The following is an 18,017-nucleotide window of genomic DNA, read 5'->3' as shown; positions in this document are numbered from 1 at the left end:
GATCGAAAGCGGATGCAAAGGTATAGCTTTTTTCAACACAAACCAAACATTTCAACAAAAAAGTTGAAAATATTTTTCACCTATTGATTTATATCAACCAAAATGATGGCCCTGGGGACTATATACATTATTATATATTATACCCATGAAGACTCCTTTCACATCATGACGATTTCCAGCCCGATTGCCAGATGCCTCCTGCTTCTTCCACATGGATAAGGTTGGAATGGGGCCACCTTTGTGGGAATTTTCGTTGGCGTTTTTCGTTGGAGTCTTTCGCTGACATGTTGGCAGGATGCGTATTTTTGGGGAATTTGCGGCGCGCATTAGATATTTGGAAGCATGAAACCGTAATTGCAAGTTCTGCTACCAGCAATTCAAACTTGGAAACGAAAGAAATGACCATCTTGGGGAAGTAACGCCAATCTGCCATCAAACAGGAATAAGTTGTCTTGTAAATTCTTTCCAACTCGTACCAGTATTTCTTTTGGTATCTTGCCCCCTACCCGCACTTGGACATTGCCTGCCATATCCCGAACACTCCCGGAAGCAATCTGCCCAAAGCCGAGACCCACATAAATTGAAATCCGATTGAGTCCCGATGGCCGAAAAAGTCAAATATCCATCGCAAATGATTGTCTATATGGCGAATTATCTTTACCTTTGCCGCCATAAGTATTATGATTCTTATGTTATCACGCATCATCCATATCCTGAGCAAGCCGCTAACCGGAGGCAACCAGCTCTATTTTCTGCTGATGTACCTGCTGGGACTGACAGGTATCGTCTGCGAGCCCTGGAACGGCAGCCGCTTCTGGATGAGTTTCGAACTGTTTTCCGACCTTTACCTCTTCTGCGCCCTGCTGCGACTGATGCCCGAAAGATACAGACACTGCCTGCGCCTCGCCACAGCCACATTCTTCTACCTGCTGTCTGCTGTAGACATGGCGTGCTACGTAAGACTGGGCATGCCCATCACCCCGATGCTGCTGCAGCTGGCACTGCAAAGCAATAGCAGAGAGGCTGGCGAAGCGCTGTCGTCGTATCTCGACGTGGCAATGCTGTGGTCGCCATTAGGGCTGGTCATCATCCAGATGATGGCGGGCATGGCGCTGCTTGTCCGAGAGCAGACCATCATGGGCAAAGCCATGCGCACAGGGATATGGCGCAACCGACACATGATTTTCGCCGCACAGACAACCATTATCGTCATGTTTGCCATCGGGTTCATATCCAGTCTGGAGAACAAGGAGTATATGTATTGCCGCATCATCTGCCAGTATAGCGAACTGGAAACGCAGCAGCGGAAAGACTTCAGGCAGAAGACCAATTACTATCTGCCCATATACCGCATGGCGTTTGCCGTCAGCGAGACCCACCGGCTGCGCGACGAGATAAGACTCTTTGAAGAGAGTCTGAACAAGGCGCGGATAGACTCGGCCACCCACCTCTCCCCACATATCATCCTGATTATCGGCGAAAGCTACAACCGCCACCACAGCCAACTCTACGGCTACGACAAGCCCACCACGCCCCGGCAGACGGCACGGATGAACGCCGGCGAACTCATCGTGTTTGGCGACATGACAAGCCCTTGGAATACCACCTGCGAGTCGCTCAAAGAGATGCTGTCCACCCAATGTGCAGGCCAACCTGGGACATGGGCATCAGCCCCACCCTTCCCGCTGCTGTTCAGGATGGCCGGCTACCACACCTCGTTCTTCAGCAACCAGTATATGGTGAAGCGCAGCGGATTCAGCGACTTCATCGAAGACGCCTTCTTCAACAATCCTCCCATCAGCCGACGCCTGTTTGACACGCGCAACGAGTCTACCCACGACTACGACATGGCGCTGACCGATGACTACAAGCGATGCCTGACGAGACATCCCTACACACTGGACACCTTCCACTTCTTAGGACTTCACGCCGACTTCAAGAAGCGTTATCCCGCCAACTTCGGCATCTTCGACGCCAAAGACTACGACCGTGCCGACCTCACGGAGCAACAGCGCGAGATACTTGCCCACTACGACAACGCCATCGTCTACAACGACCTGGTCATCGACTCCATCCTGAAGCTCTACGAGGATGAAGACGCCATCGCCATATTCGTCGCCGACCACGGAGAGCGCATCTTCGACAACTCTACAGAATGGGGGCGCAACCTTACATGGGACCGCAACGACATCAGACAGCAGTTTGACATCCCCTTCTGGATCTGGGCGTCGCCGTCCTATCGCTCCAGCCGCAAGCAGTTGTGGGAGCAGATACGCTCCTGCCGCAACAGACGGGGAATGACCGACACGATAGCGCAGCTACTGCTACACCTCGCCGGCATACACAGCCCCTGGTACTATCCCCAATACGACATACTGCACAACGACTACGACAACAGCCGCAAGCGCATCATCCGCGGCGAGCGCGACTACGACCGCATCATGCACGCACCTTGACTGGGGCAACGCATCGCCTGCCCTAAGACATTCCCCATACTCTCCTCCTAACGACAAACCCAGGACAGAGGCGCTGCATGCCTCTACTCTGGGTTTGTTGACGCAACTCCCTTACCTTTGGTGACCTCCAGTCCAGAGTTGCTTGAGATGAACAGCCTTCTGACGGCTTATCTTACTACCACTTTCTTACCATTCTTGATGTAGACGCCACGCTGGAGACGGGCGTTGGCATCTTGCTTGACGCCGTCGAGCGTATAGACGCCCTGGGGTGCATCGACCGTGGTTTCGATGATGTCGATACCGGTAGGCATTGAGACCACAGCCTCAACGGGAGCCGACTCGGAACCGTCGCCATAACGTGCCGTAACCTGGTAGACATGGTCGGCACCATCGCACTGAGCCTCACGGTCCTCACTTGCCGTGGTGGCAGCCGTAGCCAGTGGCTTGCCGTCGCGGTAGATGACATACTCCACAAACGTGCAGCCCTTGGAGGCGAAGGTAGCATCGTCGACCAGGAAGAGGTAAGGCGCCGACGAATAGCCGATGCCCGATGGGCTCACCTCGAGCTTGGTATTGTGACGGATGGCGAAGTAGCGCGCACCCTCAGGCAGCTCGAAGCTCACCTCGTCCCACTTGCTGTTGCTTACAGTCTTCTCTGCCACGAGCTGGAACTGGTCGTGCGCCGCTGTAGTCGTACTATAGAGCACCTGGTAGGTCTCCGGGTTGGAGGCACTGATGTTGTTGACTCTGAACATGACGGTCTGAGCCTTGCCCGTGAGCTCCGGACTAATCATCCAGTTGTCGGCTGCCAGCGGAGTAAGCTCGCCCGTCGCCTTGCGATTATAGCTGTACACCGAGGCCATAGCGTTGCTTCCGCTATAAGGCTTTGCCGTGGGATTTGCCACCGTGATGTCCTCGCCGCCATAGTTGACAGGCGTCCATACGATATAGGCAAACGGCGTCTTTTCATTGTCATAGTAAAGACCTTGGTCGTCGAAGTAACCATAGGTGACTCCCTTGTCGCCGTCATGGAAACTCCAGTCGCCGGCGTTGTCTACGCCCCATGAGTTGTAGTCCTCAAAGTCATCGGTCATGCGGTCTACCTTAGCCACGGCAGTCCACGACAGCGACACCTTGCCCTGTGCGTCCACCAGAGCCTTGAGCCCGGTCGGAGCAGGCTGATGCGCATCGACAGCCGTCAGTTCCACGCTACCATCTGCGGTGACGGCATCCTTGCCCTCGCCCGCCTTGAGCGTAGCGGTCAGCGTGACGGCGTTGCCCTTGACGAGCACACTCGGCGTATAGGCGATGTCATACGTGGCAGTCTGCATCAGCGCCAGCGACTCGCCCCCGACGGTCTTCACCTCGGTGTCGCCCGCGGTGAGAGTCAGCGTATAAACTCCTATGGCGTTGCCGTAATTGGTCACAGCCACCTTGACCGTGCCCGCTTTGCCCTTGCGCATCTTGGCAGGAGCCGACACGCTTACGGTGATGCTCGTCGGTGTCTCGTCGGCCACCACGAAGTTGTCGATATACAGATGCTGTTTCCTGTAACAGCGCTTCGACTGGTCGAAAGCCACACCCACGCGTATCCACTTCTGACCCTTGTAGGCACTCAGGTCATAAGAGCGCGACACCCATTTGCCTGCATCGGCATAGCCGTCAAGGCTCTCGGTGGCGAGATACTCTCTGGTGCCGTCGGCCTTGATGACCAGCGGACGCACACTACCCTCCTTCGAGTCGGTCTTCTGACTATACATGAACATCGGTTTCTCTGCCGTGTCCAGAGTTATCTTTCCTGATACCAGAGCGATGACATCCTCATAATAAGTCATAATGTCGGCACATCCGCCGTCACCGTTGGCGTCTTCGTCGGTAGAGTAAGTCACACCGGCATACTGGTTCTGATATCCCCAGCCTTCTCCTTCGGCAGCCCAGAAGCCATAGGCATTGCCCGCCTTGGCAAAGGTCTCCTTGAGGGGCAGCGTGTAGGGAGCGCCCACCACGAGAGGCGCCGCGAAGCTATAGTCGCTCACGCCGGTGGCGTTGCTTGCCGACACAGCGAGCTGCAGCAACTGCTGGTCGCCGCTGTTGACGTCGACAGCCACAGGCACCTCAGTAGCACCCGTTGTCGTGGCTACCATGCGACTTACCGTGGCGGCATCCTTCATCTCATAGAGGTTGTATTTCACCTTGTCGGCGAAGAACACTCCGCCGTGCTCAGCCTTGGAGGCTTCCCATGCCACCTTGAGGTTCTTGCCCACCGGTTCGGCGGTAACTCCGGCAGGAGCCGTGGGGCCGTCGAGACCTATCCAGCCGCTCACCACAGTCTTCTCGCCATTGCCGTCGGCGTTGTAGGGTATCAGCGTATAGGTGTGGTTGGCAGGCTTGGTGCCCGCATTCTCGATGGTGTAGGTAGCGGTCTTGCCCACCTGCACACTGGTGATATCTGCCAGTTCGGCGTCGGCCTCCATCACCTTCACGCCGCTGAGCTTGGTCAGCGCACTGCCGTCGGTGGCTTTGTCGGGAGCCTTGAAACTCAGGGTTGCCTTGACTGCGCCCGTAGCATCGGGAGTGAGCACCGCCTCGGTCACAGCGGCAGGAGGCAGCGCGCCCTGCTTCTTCACCGAGATGTCGTCGAGGTAGAGTATCATGTTGTCGGCATCGCTCACGGCATGGAAACCGATATAGTAGTCGCCGTCGGCAGCCGGGGTCAGCGTCTGCGTGTATTCCTGATATTCGGTATTGCTGATATCGGTCCTTGCCATCAGCGTCTGGGTCATGCCCGCAGCCGTGGTAGCGGTGCCGTATTTCACCTCTAAGCGCTCTGCCAACCATGACTTATGCGCGCGTACCTTATATTTAACTATATACGTATCGCCACCGGTCAACTTGAGCACGGGAGTGATGAGCCAGTCGTCGGCATCGTGGTCTTCGTCACAACCGTAGCCCGCACAGTGGTCAGGGAAATCGGGTCCGTAAGGACTGTCGCCACTCTTGAATAGGTAGTTCCACACTCCCCAGTCGAGATAACTTGACTGTGCGCGGTCGCCATTGTTGTCGACGACGGTAAACTGGTTGAAATCTGCCTCCTTGTCAAAGTTGCACTCCCAGCCTTTGAAAGTACCCGCCGACTTCTTCACCGAGATGTCGTCGAGATAGAGTATCATGTTGTCGGCATCGCTCACAGCGTGGAAACCTATATAATAGGTGCCGTCGGCCACGGGGGTGAGCTCCTGGCTGTACTCTACATACTCGGCATTGGTGATGTCTGTTCTTGCCATCAGCGTCTGGGTCATGGCTGCAGCGGTGGCGTCGGTACCATATTTGACCTCCAGGCGCTCAGGCATCGACGAGCGGTGGGCGCGCGCCTTGTACTTCACCGTATAGGTATTGCCCGCCTTCAGCGCCAGCGCCGGGGTGATGAGCCAGTCGTCGGCATCGTGGTCCTCGTCACAGCCGTAGCCCGCACAGTGGTCAGGGTAGTCAGGACCATAAGGGCTGTCGCCCGCCTTGAAGAGGTAGTTCCACACGCCCCAGTCAAAATGACTCGACTGAAAACGGTCGTTGTTGCTGTCAATGACGGTAAACTGACTGAAATCAGCCTCCTTGTCAAACTTGCACTCCCAATCGGGCGTAATCGGCAGGGTCGCAGCCTTCTGCACGACCGTCCCCTCGCCTCCCCGAGCCTTTGCCACACGGGCAAATCTCTCCGATGGCGCCATCTTGGCAGCCTTGCGTGCTGTGGTGCGTTTGACAACAGCCTCCTGTGCCTGCGCCGTTACCAAGGCGAGGCACACCGCCAGAGCGGTGATAAAGTAGCTTTTTCTCATAAGCGTTGTTTTGTTGATTAGTAAAACAATTTGCGGTGTTCTTATCCGCTTGCGCAAACGCAGCAATTACTAAGGCGTAGCGTACTTTGCTTTAGACAGATTCTCCAACCACATTTCTCGTCACAAATATAGAAAAAGATGCGGCTACAACAGCCCTCCTTGCCAATTATCTGCAACCAAATATCAAAAATATAAGTTATTTGCGTATTTTTCTTCGTTTTTGTGACTTTTATCAATACTTTTCTATGGTTTTATTACCATTTCTATGATTTTGCTTACGAATTATAATTCCGCAGCGACTCACTCTACCCGCCTGGCCATCCTCTCGGCTCTGACGGGGCTGTCCTCGGAGATTGGATATAGGCTCTGCAGCCTCAACCCAGCCATCTGCAGACTCAACCCTGCCCGCTGCAGCGCCGTTACTGCTGTGCCGCCTCCCGGCGCCGCATATTCGGGAAGAACCGCAGCACCAGATAGAGCGTGGCTACGAGTCCTATCAGCGCACCGGCATACCCTATGCCGCAGAGCGAGGTATGGTCTACGACCACGCCACCAAGATAGGCGCCACAGCCGATGCCCAGATTGAAGATACCCGAGAAGATAGACATGGCAATCGACGTCGCCTCCTTGGGCGCAAAGCGGATGGTGTTGTCCTGGCAGGCTATGTTGAACGCCGTGGCCATGGCGCCCCACACGATGCACACGGCGAAGATGGCAATGATGTCCATGACAGCCGCCTGCATCAACAGCAGACACAGCGCCGGGCCCAGCGTGACCACAGCCATGAACCTCCGTCTGCCCGACATATAATACTTGGAGAAGGCGATGCTGCCCAGCATGCCCGAGGCGCCAAAGACGATGAGCACCATCGTCACCACGTCGGGCGACAGGCCTGCCACCTGACCCAGGAAGGGCTCGATGTAGCTGTAGCCCGTATAGTGAGTGGTGGCAAAGAGCAGTGCCAGCACAAAGAGGCCCAGCAGCACGCGGTTGTGGAGCAACGCCGGAATCTTGGCAAACGAGAACTTGCCGCGGCTCTGCAACCGGGGAAATACGGCGGCGATGAAGACGAATATCAGAGCCGAGATGACGGCGATACTCAGAAACGTCATGCGCCAGCCCACGTACAGTCCCACCACGCGGCCTATGGGCAGACCTACGACCATAGCCACCGACGAACCCGTTGCCATCGTGCTCAGTCCCAGTGCGCTTCGGCCGTCGGGCACCGTGCGGACAGCCAGCGGAGGGGCTATCGACCAGAAGATCGAATGGGCACACGCCACACCAATGCGCGAGAGCATCAGCGTGTAATAGCCCTCGGCGAGCGCCGATGCCACATGGCTCACCACAAAGAGGGCGATGATGGCGAGCAACAGCCGCTTGAGCTCCACCGTAGACACCATCACCATGAGGGGCAGCGACATGAGCGCCACCACCCACGCATAGACCGACACCAGCAGTCCTGCCCGCACCTCGCTGATGTGCAGGTCGGCGGCAATGTCGCTGAGCAGACCTATGGGCATAAACTCTGATGTATTGAACACAAAGACGGCGAAGGTCAACCCCACCAGGGGCAACCACCGGGCTATCGTTTTCTCCTTGGGCATGATATATATTAAATAGGTGTTATCCTTTGCGGCTGCAAAATTACAAAAAGGCGGCCAATCCATCATTTCCCGCACGAAGTTTCATAGCATTGTCGCGCCAATTATTGACATACCGCAAGCTGGGGGCACCCGCAGCGACACAGAGGGGGCTGCGGCGGGCTCGTAACATAAGTCACGAAGCCGCGTAACATAAGGTACGAGGGCACGTAACATAAGGCACGTGAGCTCGTGCCTTATGATACGAGCCGATGGAGGTCATCTCGGCGATTGCGAAGGTCATCTCGGCGATTGTGAAGGTCATCACGGCTGACGTGGAGGTCATCACCCTGTAGACAGATATAGACGCAGCGAGCCCCACCCTATCTGTTCCCGGCATGGGAACGGTGTAGGGCGGGGCTCGGTGTATTGGGGGGATGGCGAGGACTGTCGGTGCAACTGCGAGGATAGCCTGCGCTTTGGCGGGGATGGTTGGCGCTGTGGCGGAGATCGTTGGCGCTGTGGCGGAGACAGTCGGTGCTATCTCTTAGTCAGCCAGGCACTTGTCGAGGCGGGCGATGATGGAGCGCTTATCCATCTTCTGACCGATGAAGACGAGCTTCTGCATGCGGTCGCCATACTGCTCGTCCCAGTCGCGGCGCAGCCCAGGCTCGCGATCCATCAGTTCGCTCAGCTGGTCTTCGGGCATGGTGGCATACCACTGTCCGGCATTCTTGAGACCCATCTGGCGGCCTGCCTGCTCGAAGAGGTAGCACACGTCGGGCTCGTCGGCAAACCAGCACATGCCCTTGCAGCGGATGACGCCCTTGGGCCAGAAGCGGGCGACAAACTCGTCGAAGCGCGCAAGGTCGAGCGGACGGCGGCGGTAATAGACAAAGGTGCCTATACCGTACTCCTCGACCTCGCCATGCTCATGGTCGTGATGGTGGTGATGGCAGTGGCCGTGGTCGTCGTGGTCATGATGGTCGTGGTCGCAGTGCTCGTGCTCGTCATCATGATGATGCTCATCGTGGTCGTGGTGCTCGTGCTCGTCATCGTGATGATGGTGCTCCTCCTCTGCCTCTTCGTCATCGTCAGGCTCACCGTGGTGGTGCTCTATCTGGTCTATCCACGCGGCAGAGGTCGCTACGTCGTCGAAATTGAAGCGGCGGGTGTCGAGGATGCGCTCAAGCTCGATGTCGCCATAGTCGCAAGGTATGATTTCGGCCTTGGGCTGGATGGCGCGGATAATCTGGGTGACATGGTCGAGCTCCGAGGGAGCCACCTCTGAAGCCTTGTTGAGCAGAATGATATTGCAGAACTCGAGCTGCTGGATGACCAGGTTCTCGAGGTCGTCTTCGTCGAGATTGTGGCGCTGCAGATTGTCGCCATTGCCAAACTCGTCTTTCATGCGCAGGGCGTCGACCACCGTCACGATGCAGTCGAGCCGGGCTATGCCACCCTTGATATACTGCGGTCCCATCGAGGGGATGGAGCAGATGGTCTGTGCGATTGGGGCGGGCTCGCAGATGCCGCTTGCCTCGATGACGATGTAGTCGAAGCGCCCCATCTCTATGATTTCGCGTATCTGCTCGACCAGGTCCATCTTGAGCGTGCAGCAGATGCAGCCATTCTGCAGAGCCACGAGGCTGTCGTCCTTCTTGTTGACCACTCCGCCCTGCTGTATGAGGTCGGCGTCGATGTTTACCTCACCGATATCGTTGACGATGACGGCAAACTTGATGCCCTTCTTATTGGCGAGAATTTTGTTGACCAATGTGGTCTTGCCGCTACCAAGATAGCCCGTGAGCAGCAGAACGGGTATTTGCTTTATACTCATAATATATATATGTATAGTTGGTGTCTCTACGGGCAGAGGGTGCAAAATTGATACCAAACCGGGCTTTCGGCGCCGCTTTTTTTGACATTCCGCTCTCTGCGCCATGCTCCAGCCTTGCGCGGATGGCTGCGAGGGCTGGCGCGAGGGCCGAGGTGGACAGCACGACAATCGCCGAAACCGGCAAAAGCCCCTTGGCAGTAGGCGCGACTTTCGTAATAAATGATAAAAATAAGGGCGGGGTCGCAAATAATAACAAAAAAAGTAGTGCAGACGAATAAATCTTCTTATATTTGCAATGTGGTGGCATGCACTTTGCAGTCACCATAGTATAAACCATAAAACAGACGATTATGAACATTAACGATTTAGAAGAAAAGATCAGACAGAGTGAGAGCATGTCACTCTCGGCAGCGTTCCCGATACTGATGCGCAAGGTATACCTATGGATGGCGATGGCGCTTGCCATCAGCGGCCTCACCGCCTACAGCGTAGCGATGTCGCCAGGACTGATACAGCTGATATACAGCAGCCAGCTGGGCATATGGGCCATCATCATCGCCGAACTGGTGCTGGTATGGAAGATATCCAACAGCGTGAACAAGGAAAACCGCTCTCTGGCAACCACCACACTGATGTTTATCATCTTCTCGGCACTCAACGGACTTACCCTCTCATCCATCTTCGTACTCTTTGCCCCCGCAGCCATCATCAAGACCTTTGCCGTCACCGCCGGCACATTCGGCGTCATGGCAGCCTACGGCTACTTTACCAGCCGTGACCTGACCAAGATAGGCGGACTGCTCTTCATGGCGCTGATAGGCGTCATCATCGCCAGCGTGGTCAACATGTTCCTGCACAGTTCGGGTCTGGACCTGGTGGTAAGCATCATCGGCGTGCTGGTCTTCGTGGGCCTCACCGCATGGGACAGCCAGCAAATCAAGATGAGCCTTGCCATGGCTCCCGACTTGGGCGAGACCAGCCAGAAGTTGGCAGTGACAGGCGCGCTGAGCCTCTACCTCGACTTTGTCAACCTGTTCCTCTACCTGCTGCGCTTCTTCGGCGGCAACCGCGACTGATGCGAGGATAGGCTTCATCGCGAAAATACAGGCCAAGGATATTAAACCTTGGCCTTTTTATTGCGTCAGAGACATAGATTATCGTTATAATTTTAGAGAAAATGAACAAATCAAACATCATTGCCGTCCTGGCATGCGGCGTCATGCTCAGCAGCTGCGGCACTTCAGGTAACACCAACGCACAGACCAACACCCAGACCACCAGTCACCAGAGCGTGCTGGGGTCTATCATCAGCGCTGCCACCAACGGACAGACGCTGGGCAACACCATCAAGAGCATCCTGGGAACCGACAAGCCCCGCGAGAGCGACCTCATCGGTACATGGCACTACAGACAGCCCGGCGTGGCATTCACCACCGAAAATCTGCTCGCCAAGGCGGGAGGCGAGACCATCGCCACCGAAATCAAGGGAAAACTGAGCGATACCTACACCAAGGTGGGCATAAACAGCCAGAACACCTATCTCACCATCAACAGCGACAAGACCTTCAGCGGCAAGATAGACGGCAAGCCCATCAGCGGCCAGTGGTCCTACACACAGGAAGACCAGAAGCTGGTGCTTAAGACCCTGCTCTTCAGCCTCAACGTATATGCCAAGAAGACCACGGGCGGCATGAGCTTCCTGATGGAGTCGAAGAAGTTGCTCAACCTCTTCCAGACCCTTGCAGCGATGAGCGGCAACAGCACCCTGCAGACCATGGGCGATCTGAGCAAGAACTACGACGGTGTGCGCATCGGTCTGGACACCCACAAGTAATACAGCTATGTAGACTACCACGACTATAACCACACCCATCTCCCACAGAGAGGCGGTGTGGCTTTTTGTTTTATCACACACAACGACTATGACTATGATGAAGACTATAGGACTCTGGTTCAGGATAGTGCGCCCGCAGACACTTGCTGCCTCGCTCTGTCCGGTCATGGCGGCGCTGATAGCCATGCCGTCGCCCGTCACCTCTGCCACCGTGGCTGCGGTGACCATCGTCTGCGCGCTGGCGCTGCAGATACTGTCCAACCTTATCAACGACTACTACGACTTCGTGCGGGGTACCGACCAGAAAGGCCGTGCGGGCTTCAAGCGCGCGCTGGCTGAAGGCGAAGTGAGCAAGCGGCAGATGGAGTGGGCCTGTCTTACTGCGCTCGCGGTGAGCGTGGGCTGCGGTCTCTTCCTGGTCGTCCACGGCGGTTGGGTAATCCTCGCCATCGGCGTCTCGGCCCTGCTCTTCGCCTGGCTCTATACTGCCACGAGCCACTCGCTGTCGTATCTGGGCGTGGCAGACATATTCGTATTTCTCTACTACGGCGTGATAGCCTCGTCAGGCACATACTATCTGCAGACGGGGCAGTTTGCGTGGTCGGTATGGTGTGCTGGAGGCGTGAGCGGACTCATCTCGATGTGTGTGCTGCTCATCAACAATCTGCGCGACATGGACAGCGACCGACTCGTGGGCAAGCGCACTTTCCCCGTGAGGTTCGGGCGCCGCGCAGCCCTGTGCCTGATGGGCACCGTGGTGGCTCTGATGCCCGTGCTCGCCTATCTGGCTCTGGGCTGGAGCCTCGCCATGCTGGTGGTCGTCCCTGCCGCAGCCCTCTTCGCCGCCACCCTCCGCGCCAAGGGCGCCACCTACAACAAGCTGCTGATGGCTGCCGGCATCATCAATATAATATATGTAGTGCTGATGGCGGTATAACGACAAGGAAGCGGTGGGGAACGAGGCAATATACATCATTTACTGTATATTGCACAACTTTGCGCAAGCCTGGCGACCCACCCATCGCCCATCGCCGCAGCCCACGCCCCCCGTCATCACCACCAAGCAAACCATCTGATTTACCGACACTTGCGTCCCTTGCCACCCGCATCGCATCCGTCAATGCCTACAGCCCGACGGTCATGAATGGGAGTGTGTATATAATGCAAATTGTTGTATAAATATACAGCACAGGCGTATTTTTATACATTTTTCTTTGGCGAATATGCATCTTTTGTGTAATTTTGCACCCGTAAATGTATAAATATACACATCATGAAAGGAAAGAAAGACCGTATCGAGGCTCTCAAGATGCTCATCTCCAGCAAGGAGTTCTGCAGCCAGGAAGACATCCTCACCGAACTGATTAGAGAGGGCTTCGAGGTGACCCAAGCCACGCTGAGCCGCGACATGAAACTGCTCAAGATAGCCAAGGCATCGAGCATGAACGGCAAGTATGTCTACGTATTGCCCAACGAGACCATGTACAAGCGCGTCACCCGTCCCAAGACCGCCAAGCAGATGCTCCAGGCGCCTGGTTTCGTGTCGATACAATACTCCAACAACATCGCCGTCATCAAGACACGGCCTGGCTACGCCAGCGCGATAGCCTACAACATAGACAACAGTAACATCATAGAGATATTGGGAACCATTGCCGGCGACGACACCATCGTCACCATCCTCGCCGAGGGCGCCGACCGCGGCAGGCTGGAGCGCAAGCTGATGCAGGTAATCCCCAATCTGATATAAACCAAGAAGAGAAGAATGGAAGAAATCAAGGTAATGGTGGCCGACGCCTCGCACGAGAAATACGTGGACACCATCTTACAGACCATTGCCGACGCCGCCAAGGTAAGAGGAACGGGCATCGCCAAGCGTACGCACGAGTATCTTACCACCAAGATGAAGGAGGCCAAAGCCGTCATAGCCCTCTCGGGCGACCGCTTTGCCGGCTTCAGTTATATAGAGACATGGGGCAACAAGCAGTATGTGACCACGTCGGGACTGATAGTACACCCCGACTTCCGCAAGCACGGCGTGGCCAAGCGCATCAAGGACCTCACCTTCACCCTCGCCCGCACCCGCTGGCCCCACGCCAAGATATTCAGCCTTACGAGCGGAGCCGCCGTGATGACGATGAACACGCAGTTGGGCTACCAGCCTGTGACCTTTGCCGACCTCACCGACGACGAAGCCTTCTGGCGCGGATGCGAAGGCTGCATCAACGTAGACGTGCTCAAGCGCACCGGGCGCAAATACTGCATCTGCACCGCCATGCTCTACGACCCCGAGGAGCACCTGCCCGCCAAGCTGCCGCAGGAGGTAATCGAGAGAATCAACAAGATAGACAAGAGAAACCAAGAACAGAACTAATAAAACACCAATCATTATGAGCAAGAAGAAAGTAGTAGTAGCCTTTTCGGGCGGTCTCGACACCTCGTACACCGTCATGAAACTTACTGAAGAAGGTTATGACGTGTATGCCGCCTGTGCCAACACCGGCGGATTCAGTGCCGCACAGCTCAAGGAGAATGAAGCCAACGCCTACAAGTTGGGCGCTGTAAAATATGTGACCCTCGACGTGACTCAGGAGTACTACGAGAAGAGTCTGAAGTACATGATTTACGGCAACGTGATGCGCAACAACTGCTACCCCATCAGCGTATCGTCGGAGCGCATCTTCCAGGCCATCGCCATAGCCCGCTACGCCAACGAGATAGGTGCCCACGCCATAGCCCACGGCTCTACCGGCGCCGGCAACGACCAGATACGCTTCGACATGACCTTCCTCGTCATGGCACCGGGCGTGGAGATTATCACCCTGACCCGCGACAAGGCGCTCTCACGCCAGGAAGAGGTGGACTACCTCAACGCCCACGGCTACTATGCCGACTTCACCAAGCTCAAGTACTCTTACAACGTGGGTATATGGGGAACCAGCATCTGCGGAGGTGAACTGCTCGACTCTGCACAGGGCTTGCCCGAAGAGGCGTTCCTCAAGCACGTGACCCGCACCGACGAGAGCGAACTGAAGATTACCTTTGAGAAGGGCGAGATAGCCGCCGTCAACGGCGAGAAGTTTGACGACAAGATTGCCGCCATCCAGAAGATTGAGGAGATAGGCGCCGCCTACGCCATAGGCCGCGACTTCAATGTGGGCGACACCATCATCGGCATCAAGGGTCGTGTGGGCTTTGAGGCAGCCGCCCCCAAGCTCATCATCGAGGCCCACCGACTGCTGGAGAAGTACACGCTGAGCAAGTGGCAGCAGTACTGGAAGGAGCAGGTGGCCAACTGGTATGGCATGTTCCTCCACGAGAGCCAGTACCTGGAGCCCGTAATGCCCGACATCGAGGCCATGCTCACCTCTTCGCAGCGCCACGTCAACGGCACCGCCATTCTCAAGCTGCGCCCATTGGGATTTGAGACCGTGGGCGTGGACTCACCCGACGACCTGCTCAAGAGCAAACTCGGCGAGTATGGCGAGATGCAGCACGGATGGACCGCCGACGACGCCAAGGGCTTCATCAAGGTCACCTCGACGCCGCTGCGTGTCTTCTACGGCATCCACCCCGACGAGAAACGATAGCTCTGAACGGGCTGCAAGCTCCACAGAGAACAAGAAAAAGGCCAATGGCTGCAACCATTGTTGTACCCAATCCGTCTATAATGATACAAACCATCTAAACAGACATGACAATGAACAACAAGAAACTGGAAAGAAGCAACAACCGCATGATTGCGGGCGTATGTGCAGGACTTGCCGAATTTTTCGGCATCGACCCTACCGCCATGAGAGTGGCCTACACGCTGCTCACCGTCTTCACCTGCTTCAGCGGAGTATTGGCCTATATCATCATGTGGATTATCATTCCACCCAAAGCCAATTAGCAACATGATAAGAATAGGAATACTGGGAGGAGCCGGCTATACCGCCGGCGAACTCATCCGTCTGCTCATCAACCACCCCGACGCCGAGCTGGTCTTTGTCAACAGCAGCAGCAATGCCGGCAATCTGCTCACCGATGTCCATGAGGGACTCTACGGCGAGACCTCCATGCGCTTCACCGACGCGATGCCCTTCGACGAGGTCGACGTGGTGTTCTTCTGCTTCGGCCACGGCAAGAGCCAAGCCTTCCTGCAGGAGCATACCATCCCCGACCACGTGCGCATCATCGACCTGGCGCAAGACTTCCGTATCGCCGCGCCCGACCACGACTATGTCTATGGTCTGCCTGAGCTCAACCGCGAAGCCATCACCACCGCGCGCCACATCGCCAACCCCGGCTGCTTTGCCACATGCATCCAGCTGGGTCTGCTACCTGCCGCCAAGCTGGGTCTCATCACCAGCGATGTGAGCGTCAATGCCATCACCGGCTCTACCGGTGCCGGCCAGAAGCCCACAGCCACCACCCACTTCTCCTGGCGCAACAACAACCTGAGTATATACAAGGCGTTCAGCCACCAGCATATCGCCGAGATACGCCAGAGCCTCGCCCAGGCACAGGGCCATCTCGAGGCTGCCATCGACTTCATCCCCTACCGCGGCGACTTCGCCCGTGGCATCTTTGCCACCGAGGTGGTACACACCGATGCTGACATCGAGACCATCGAGGCTGCCTACCGCGACTTCTATAGCGATGCCGCCTTCACCCACTATGTAGACAAGGCGATAGACCTGAAGCAGGTGGTCAATACCAACAAGGCGCTCGTACACTGCGACAAGTATGGCGACAAGCTGCTCATCACCTGCTGCATCGACAATCTGCTCAAGGGTGCCGTGGGGCAGGCGGTGCAGAACATGAACCTCATGTTCGGGCTCGACGAGCGCGCCGGACTGCGGCTGAAGCCCTCTGCATTCTGATTACATCTTATTATATATATAGCGACTATGAATCTGTTTGATGTATATTCCCTCTCGGACGTGAACATCGTCAAAGGCCGTGGCTGTCATGTCTGGGACGACAAGGGACAGCAATATCTCGACCTCTATGGTGGCCATGCCGTCATCAGCATCGGCCACTGCCACCCACACTACGTGGAGATGATGACAGCCCAGCTCAACAGGCTGGGGTTCTACAGCAACTCGGTCATCAACCGACTGCAGGAGCAACTCGCCGAGCGTCTCGGCAAAGCCTGCGGGTATGACGACTACAGCCTCTTCCTGGTCAACTCGGGCGCCGAAGCCAATGAGAACGCGCTCAAGCTGGCATCGTTCAAGACCGGACGCACCCGCGTGCTCGCTGCCGGCAAGGCCTTCCACGGCCGCACCTCGCTCGCCGTCGAGGTGACCGACATCGCCAAATACAATGCCCCCATCAATGCCAACGGACATACCACCTTCCTGCCCCTCAACGACCTGGAGGCATGGGAAACCGAACTCGCCAAGGGCGACGTGGCTGCCTGCATCATCGAGTGCATCCAGGGTGTGGGCGGACTGAATATGGCTACAGCCGAGTTTGCCCAGGGTCTGCTCGAGGCTTGCCACCGCCACGGCACCATCCTCATCTGCGACGAGATACAGTGTGGCTACGGCCGCAGCGGTAAGTTCTTTGCCCACCAGTGGCTCGGCATACGCCCCGACCTCATCACCGTGGCCAAGGGCATAGGCAACGGCTTCCCCATGTCGGGCGTGCTCATCGCGCCGAGCTTCGAGGCGGTGAAGGGCCAGCTCGGCACCACCTTCGGAGGCAACCACCTGGCATGTACCGCCGCCCTGGCTGTGCTCGACGTCTTCGAGCAGGAGCATCTGGTGGACAATGCCCATGAGGTGGGCGAATATCTGCTCGCCAGACTGCGCGAGCTGCAGCAGGAGTCGCAGCATATCGTCGAGGTGCGTGGCCGCGGACTCATGGCGGGTGCCGTGCTTGACATCCCCCATAGCGAGGTGCGCTCGCGACTCGTGCACGAAGAGCATTGCTTTACCGGTTGCGCCGGCACCAATATCCTGCGCATCCTCCCTCCGCTATGCCTCACCCGTGCCGAGGTCGACGACTTCATCGATCGCCTCGGACGCACACTTGCCAAGTTATGACGATAGCCATCATCGGGGCTGGCGCCCATGGGCGGCAGTCTGGCTGAGGGTCTGCTCAGCCTAAAAGCCCCTCCCCCCCAGCCCAGGGTTGAGGGCGAAGACCGCTACACTGGGTGCAAGTACGACCATTATAGCAACGCTGTAAGTGTTGCGATTAGCCGCAGGCGTTACCCGCACCAGGACAATGGGCGGAACTATATAGGACGGTACTATCAGATTGAGTACAACGCCTTCGGCTAAACGCAACTCCTACAGAGTTGCCAGGGGAAGCCCCATCCCAACCTTCCCCAAGGGGAAGGAGTTCCACCAAAGGTCCATCCAAACCACTACAAGCCCCATCCCAACCTTTCCCAAGGGGAAAAAACGTCATCAAACCGCCTCAAACACAGCAGGAAGGAACTCACGCCCCTTGGGGAGGGCTGGGGAGGGGCCTCAG

At 56.5% G+C, this 18,017-nt stretch carries 15 protein-coding genes; 10 read left to right on the top strand and 5 right to left on the bottom strand.

The genetic code is table 11. The annotated features are described in order from the left end of the window. Window positions 1–163: 163 nt before the first annotated feature. Window positions 164–436 carry a hypothetical protein gene (locus tag CIK94_RS01675; RefSeq protein WP_144008265.1) on the bottom strand — a complete coding sequence of 91 codons (273 nt, stop codon included), beginning with the start codon at window positions 434–436 and terminating at the stop codon, window positions 164–166. Window positions 437–680: 244 nt separating this feature from the next. On the opposite strand from CIK94_RS01675, the gene CIK94_RS01670 reads away from it, so the two are divergent. After that, the gene (locus tag CIK94_RS01670; protein WP_094420965.1) at window positions 681–2,456 is read left to right on the top strand and encodes a phosphoethanolamine transferase; all 1,776 of its coding nucleotides are present in this window, start codon (window positions 681–683) and stop codon (window positions 2,454–2,456) included. 167 nt (window positions 2,457–2,623) lie between these two features. Here the strand turns inward: CIK94_RS01670 and CIK94_RS01665 are convergent, their stop codons facing one another. From CIK94_RS01665 to CIK94_RS13930, 4 genes are all read right to left on the bottom strand, one after another. Then, window positions 2,624–6,289, bottom strand: coding sequence for a choice-of-anchor J domain-containing protein (locus CIK94_RS01665; protein WP_094420962.1), 3,666 nt, complete (start codon window positions 6,287–6,289; stop codon window positions 2,624–2,626). Window positions 6,290–6,708: 419 nt separating this feature from the next. Next, window positions 6,709–7,896, bottom strand: a complete 1,188-nt coding sequence (locus CIK94_RS01660) for a sugar transporter (protein ID WP_094420960.1) — start codon at window positions 7,894–7,896, stop codon at window positions 6,709–6,711. A 523-nt stretch (window positions 7,897–8,419) separates the two neighbouring features. After that, window positions 8,420–9,712, bottom strand: coding sequence for a GTP-binding protein (locus CIK94_RS01655; RefSeq protein ID WP_094420958.1), 1,293 nt, complete (start codon window positions 9,710–9,712; stop codon window positions 8,420–8,422). Next, window positions 9,663–10,037, bottom strand: a complete 375-nt coding sequence (locus CIK94_RS13930; protein ID WP_144008264.1) for a hypothetical protein — start codon at window positions 10,035–10,037, stop codon at window positions 9,663–9,665. Before CIK94_RS13930 ends, CIK94_RS01655 begins: the two co-directional genes overlap by 50 nt. Window positions 10,038–10,062: 25 nt before the next feature. Between CIK94_RS13930 and CIK94_RS01645 the strand changes: the two genes are divergently transcribed. The 9 genes from CIK94_RS01645 (at window position 10,063) to CIK94_RS01605 (ending at window position 17,581) form a co-directional block, all read left to right on the top strand. Beyond that, window positions 10,063–10,788 carry a Bax inhibitor-1/YccA family protein gene (locus tag CIK94_RS01645; protein WP_094386911.1) on the top strand — a complete coding sequence of 242 codons (726 nt, stop codon included), beginning with the start codon at window positions 10,063–10,065 and terminating at the stop codon, window positions 10,786–10,788. A gap of 101 nt (window positions 10,789–10,889) precedes the next feature. Beyond that, window positions 10,890–11,546, top strand: coding sequence for a DUF4923 family protein (locus CIK94_RS01640; protein WP_094420954.1), 657 nt, complete (start codon window positions 10,890–10,892; stop codon window positions 11,544–11,546). 94 nt (window positions 11,547–11,640) lie between these two features. Next, window positions 11,641–12,483 (top strand): 1,4-dihydroxy-2-naphthoate octaprenyltransferase, encoded by an 843-nt coding sequence (menA, locus tag CIK94_RS01635; protein ID WP_158215124.1) that lies wholly within the window; start codon window positions 11,641–11,643, stop codon window positions 12,481–12,483. Between the two features lie 336 nt (window positions 12,484–12,819). Further along, window positions 12,820–13,296: an arginine repressor gene (locus tag CIK94_RS01630; RefSeq protein WP_022311654.1), complete on the top strand. Its 477-nt coding sequence runs from the start codon at window positions 12,820–12,822 to the stop codon at window positions 13,294–13,296. A 15-nt stretch (window positions 13,297–13,311) separates the two neighbouring features. Then, window positions 13,312–13,920: a GNAT family N-acetyltransferase gene (locus CIK94_RS01625; RefSeq protein WP_022311655.1), complete on the top strand. Its 609-nt coding sequence runs from the start codon at window positions 13,312–13,314 to the stop codon at window positions 13,918–13,920. Between the two features lie 16 nt (window positions 13,921–13,936). Next, window positions 13,937–15,136 (top strand): argininosuccinate synthase, encoded by a 1,200-nt coding sequence (locus CIK94_RS01620; RefSeq protein ID WP_094386914.1) that lies wholly within the window; start codon window positions 13,937–13,939, stop codon window positions 15,134–15,136. A 110-nt stretch (window positions 15,137–15,246) separates the two neighbouring features. After that, the gene (locus CIK94_RS01615) at window positions 15,247–15,438 is read left to right on the top strand and encodes a PspC domain-containing protein (protein WP_022311657.1); all 192 of its coding nucleotides are present in this window, start codon (window positions 15,247–15,249) and stop codon (window positions 15,436–15,438) included. Window positions 15,439–15,442: 4 nt separating this feature from the next. Further along, entirely contained in the window at window positions 15,443–16,411 is a 969-nt protein-coding gene (argC, locus tag CIK94_RS01610; RefSeq protein ID WP_094420950.1) for an N-acetyl-gamma-glutamyl-phosphate reductase, read from the top strand. Between the two features lie 27 nt (window positions 16,412–16,438). Next, window positions 16,439–17,581, top strand: coding sequence for an aspartate aminotransferase family protein (locus CIK94_RS01605; protein WP_094420948.1), 1,143 nt, complete (start codon window positions 16,439–16,441; stop codon window positions 17,579–17,581). Window positions 17,582–18,017: the final 436 nt, after the last annotated feature.

The sequence above is a fragment of the Prevotella sp. P4-51 genome, assembly GCF_002251455.1.
Taxonomy (GTDB): Bacteria; Bacteroidota; Bacteroidia; order Bacteroidales; family Bacteroidaceae; genus Prevotella.
The sequence above is the reverse complement of the archived record's forward strand: the minus strand, read 5'-3'. Positions and strand labels throughout refer to the sequence as shown.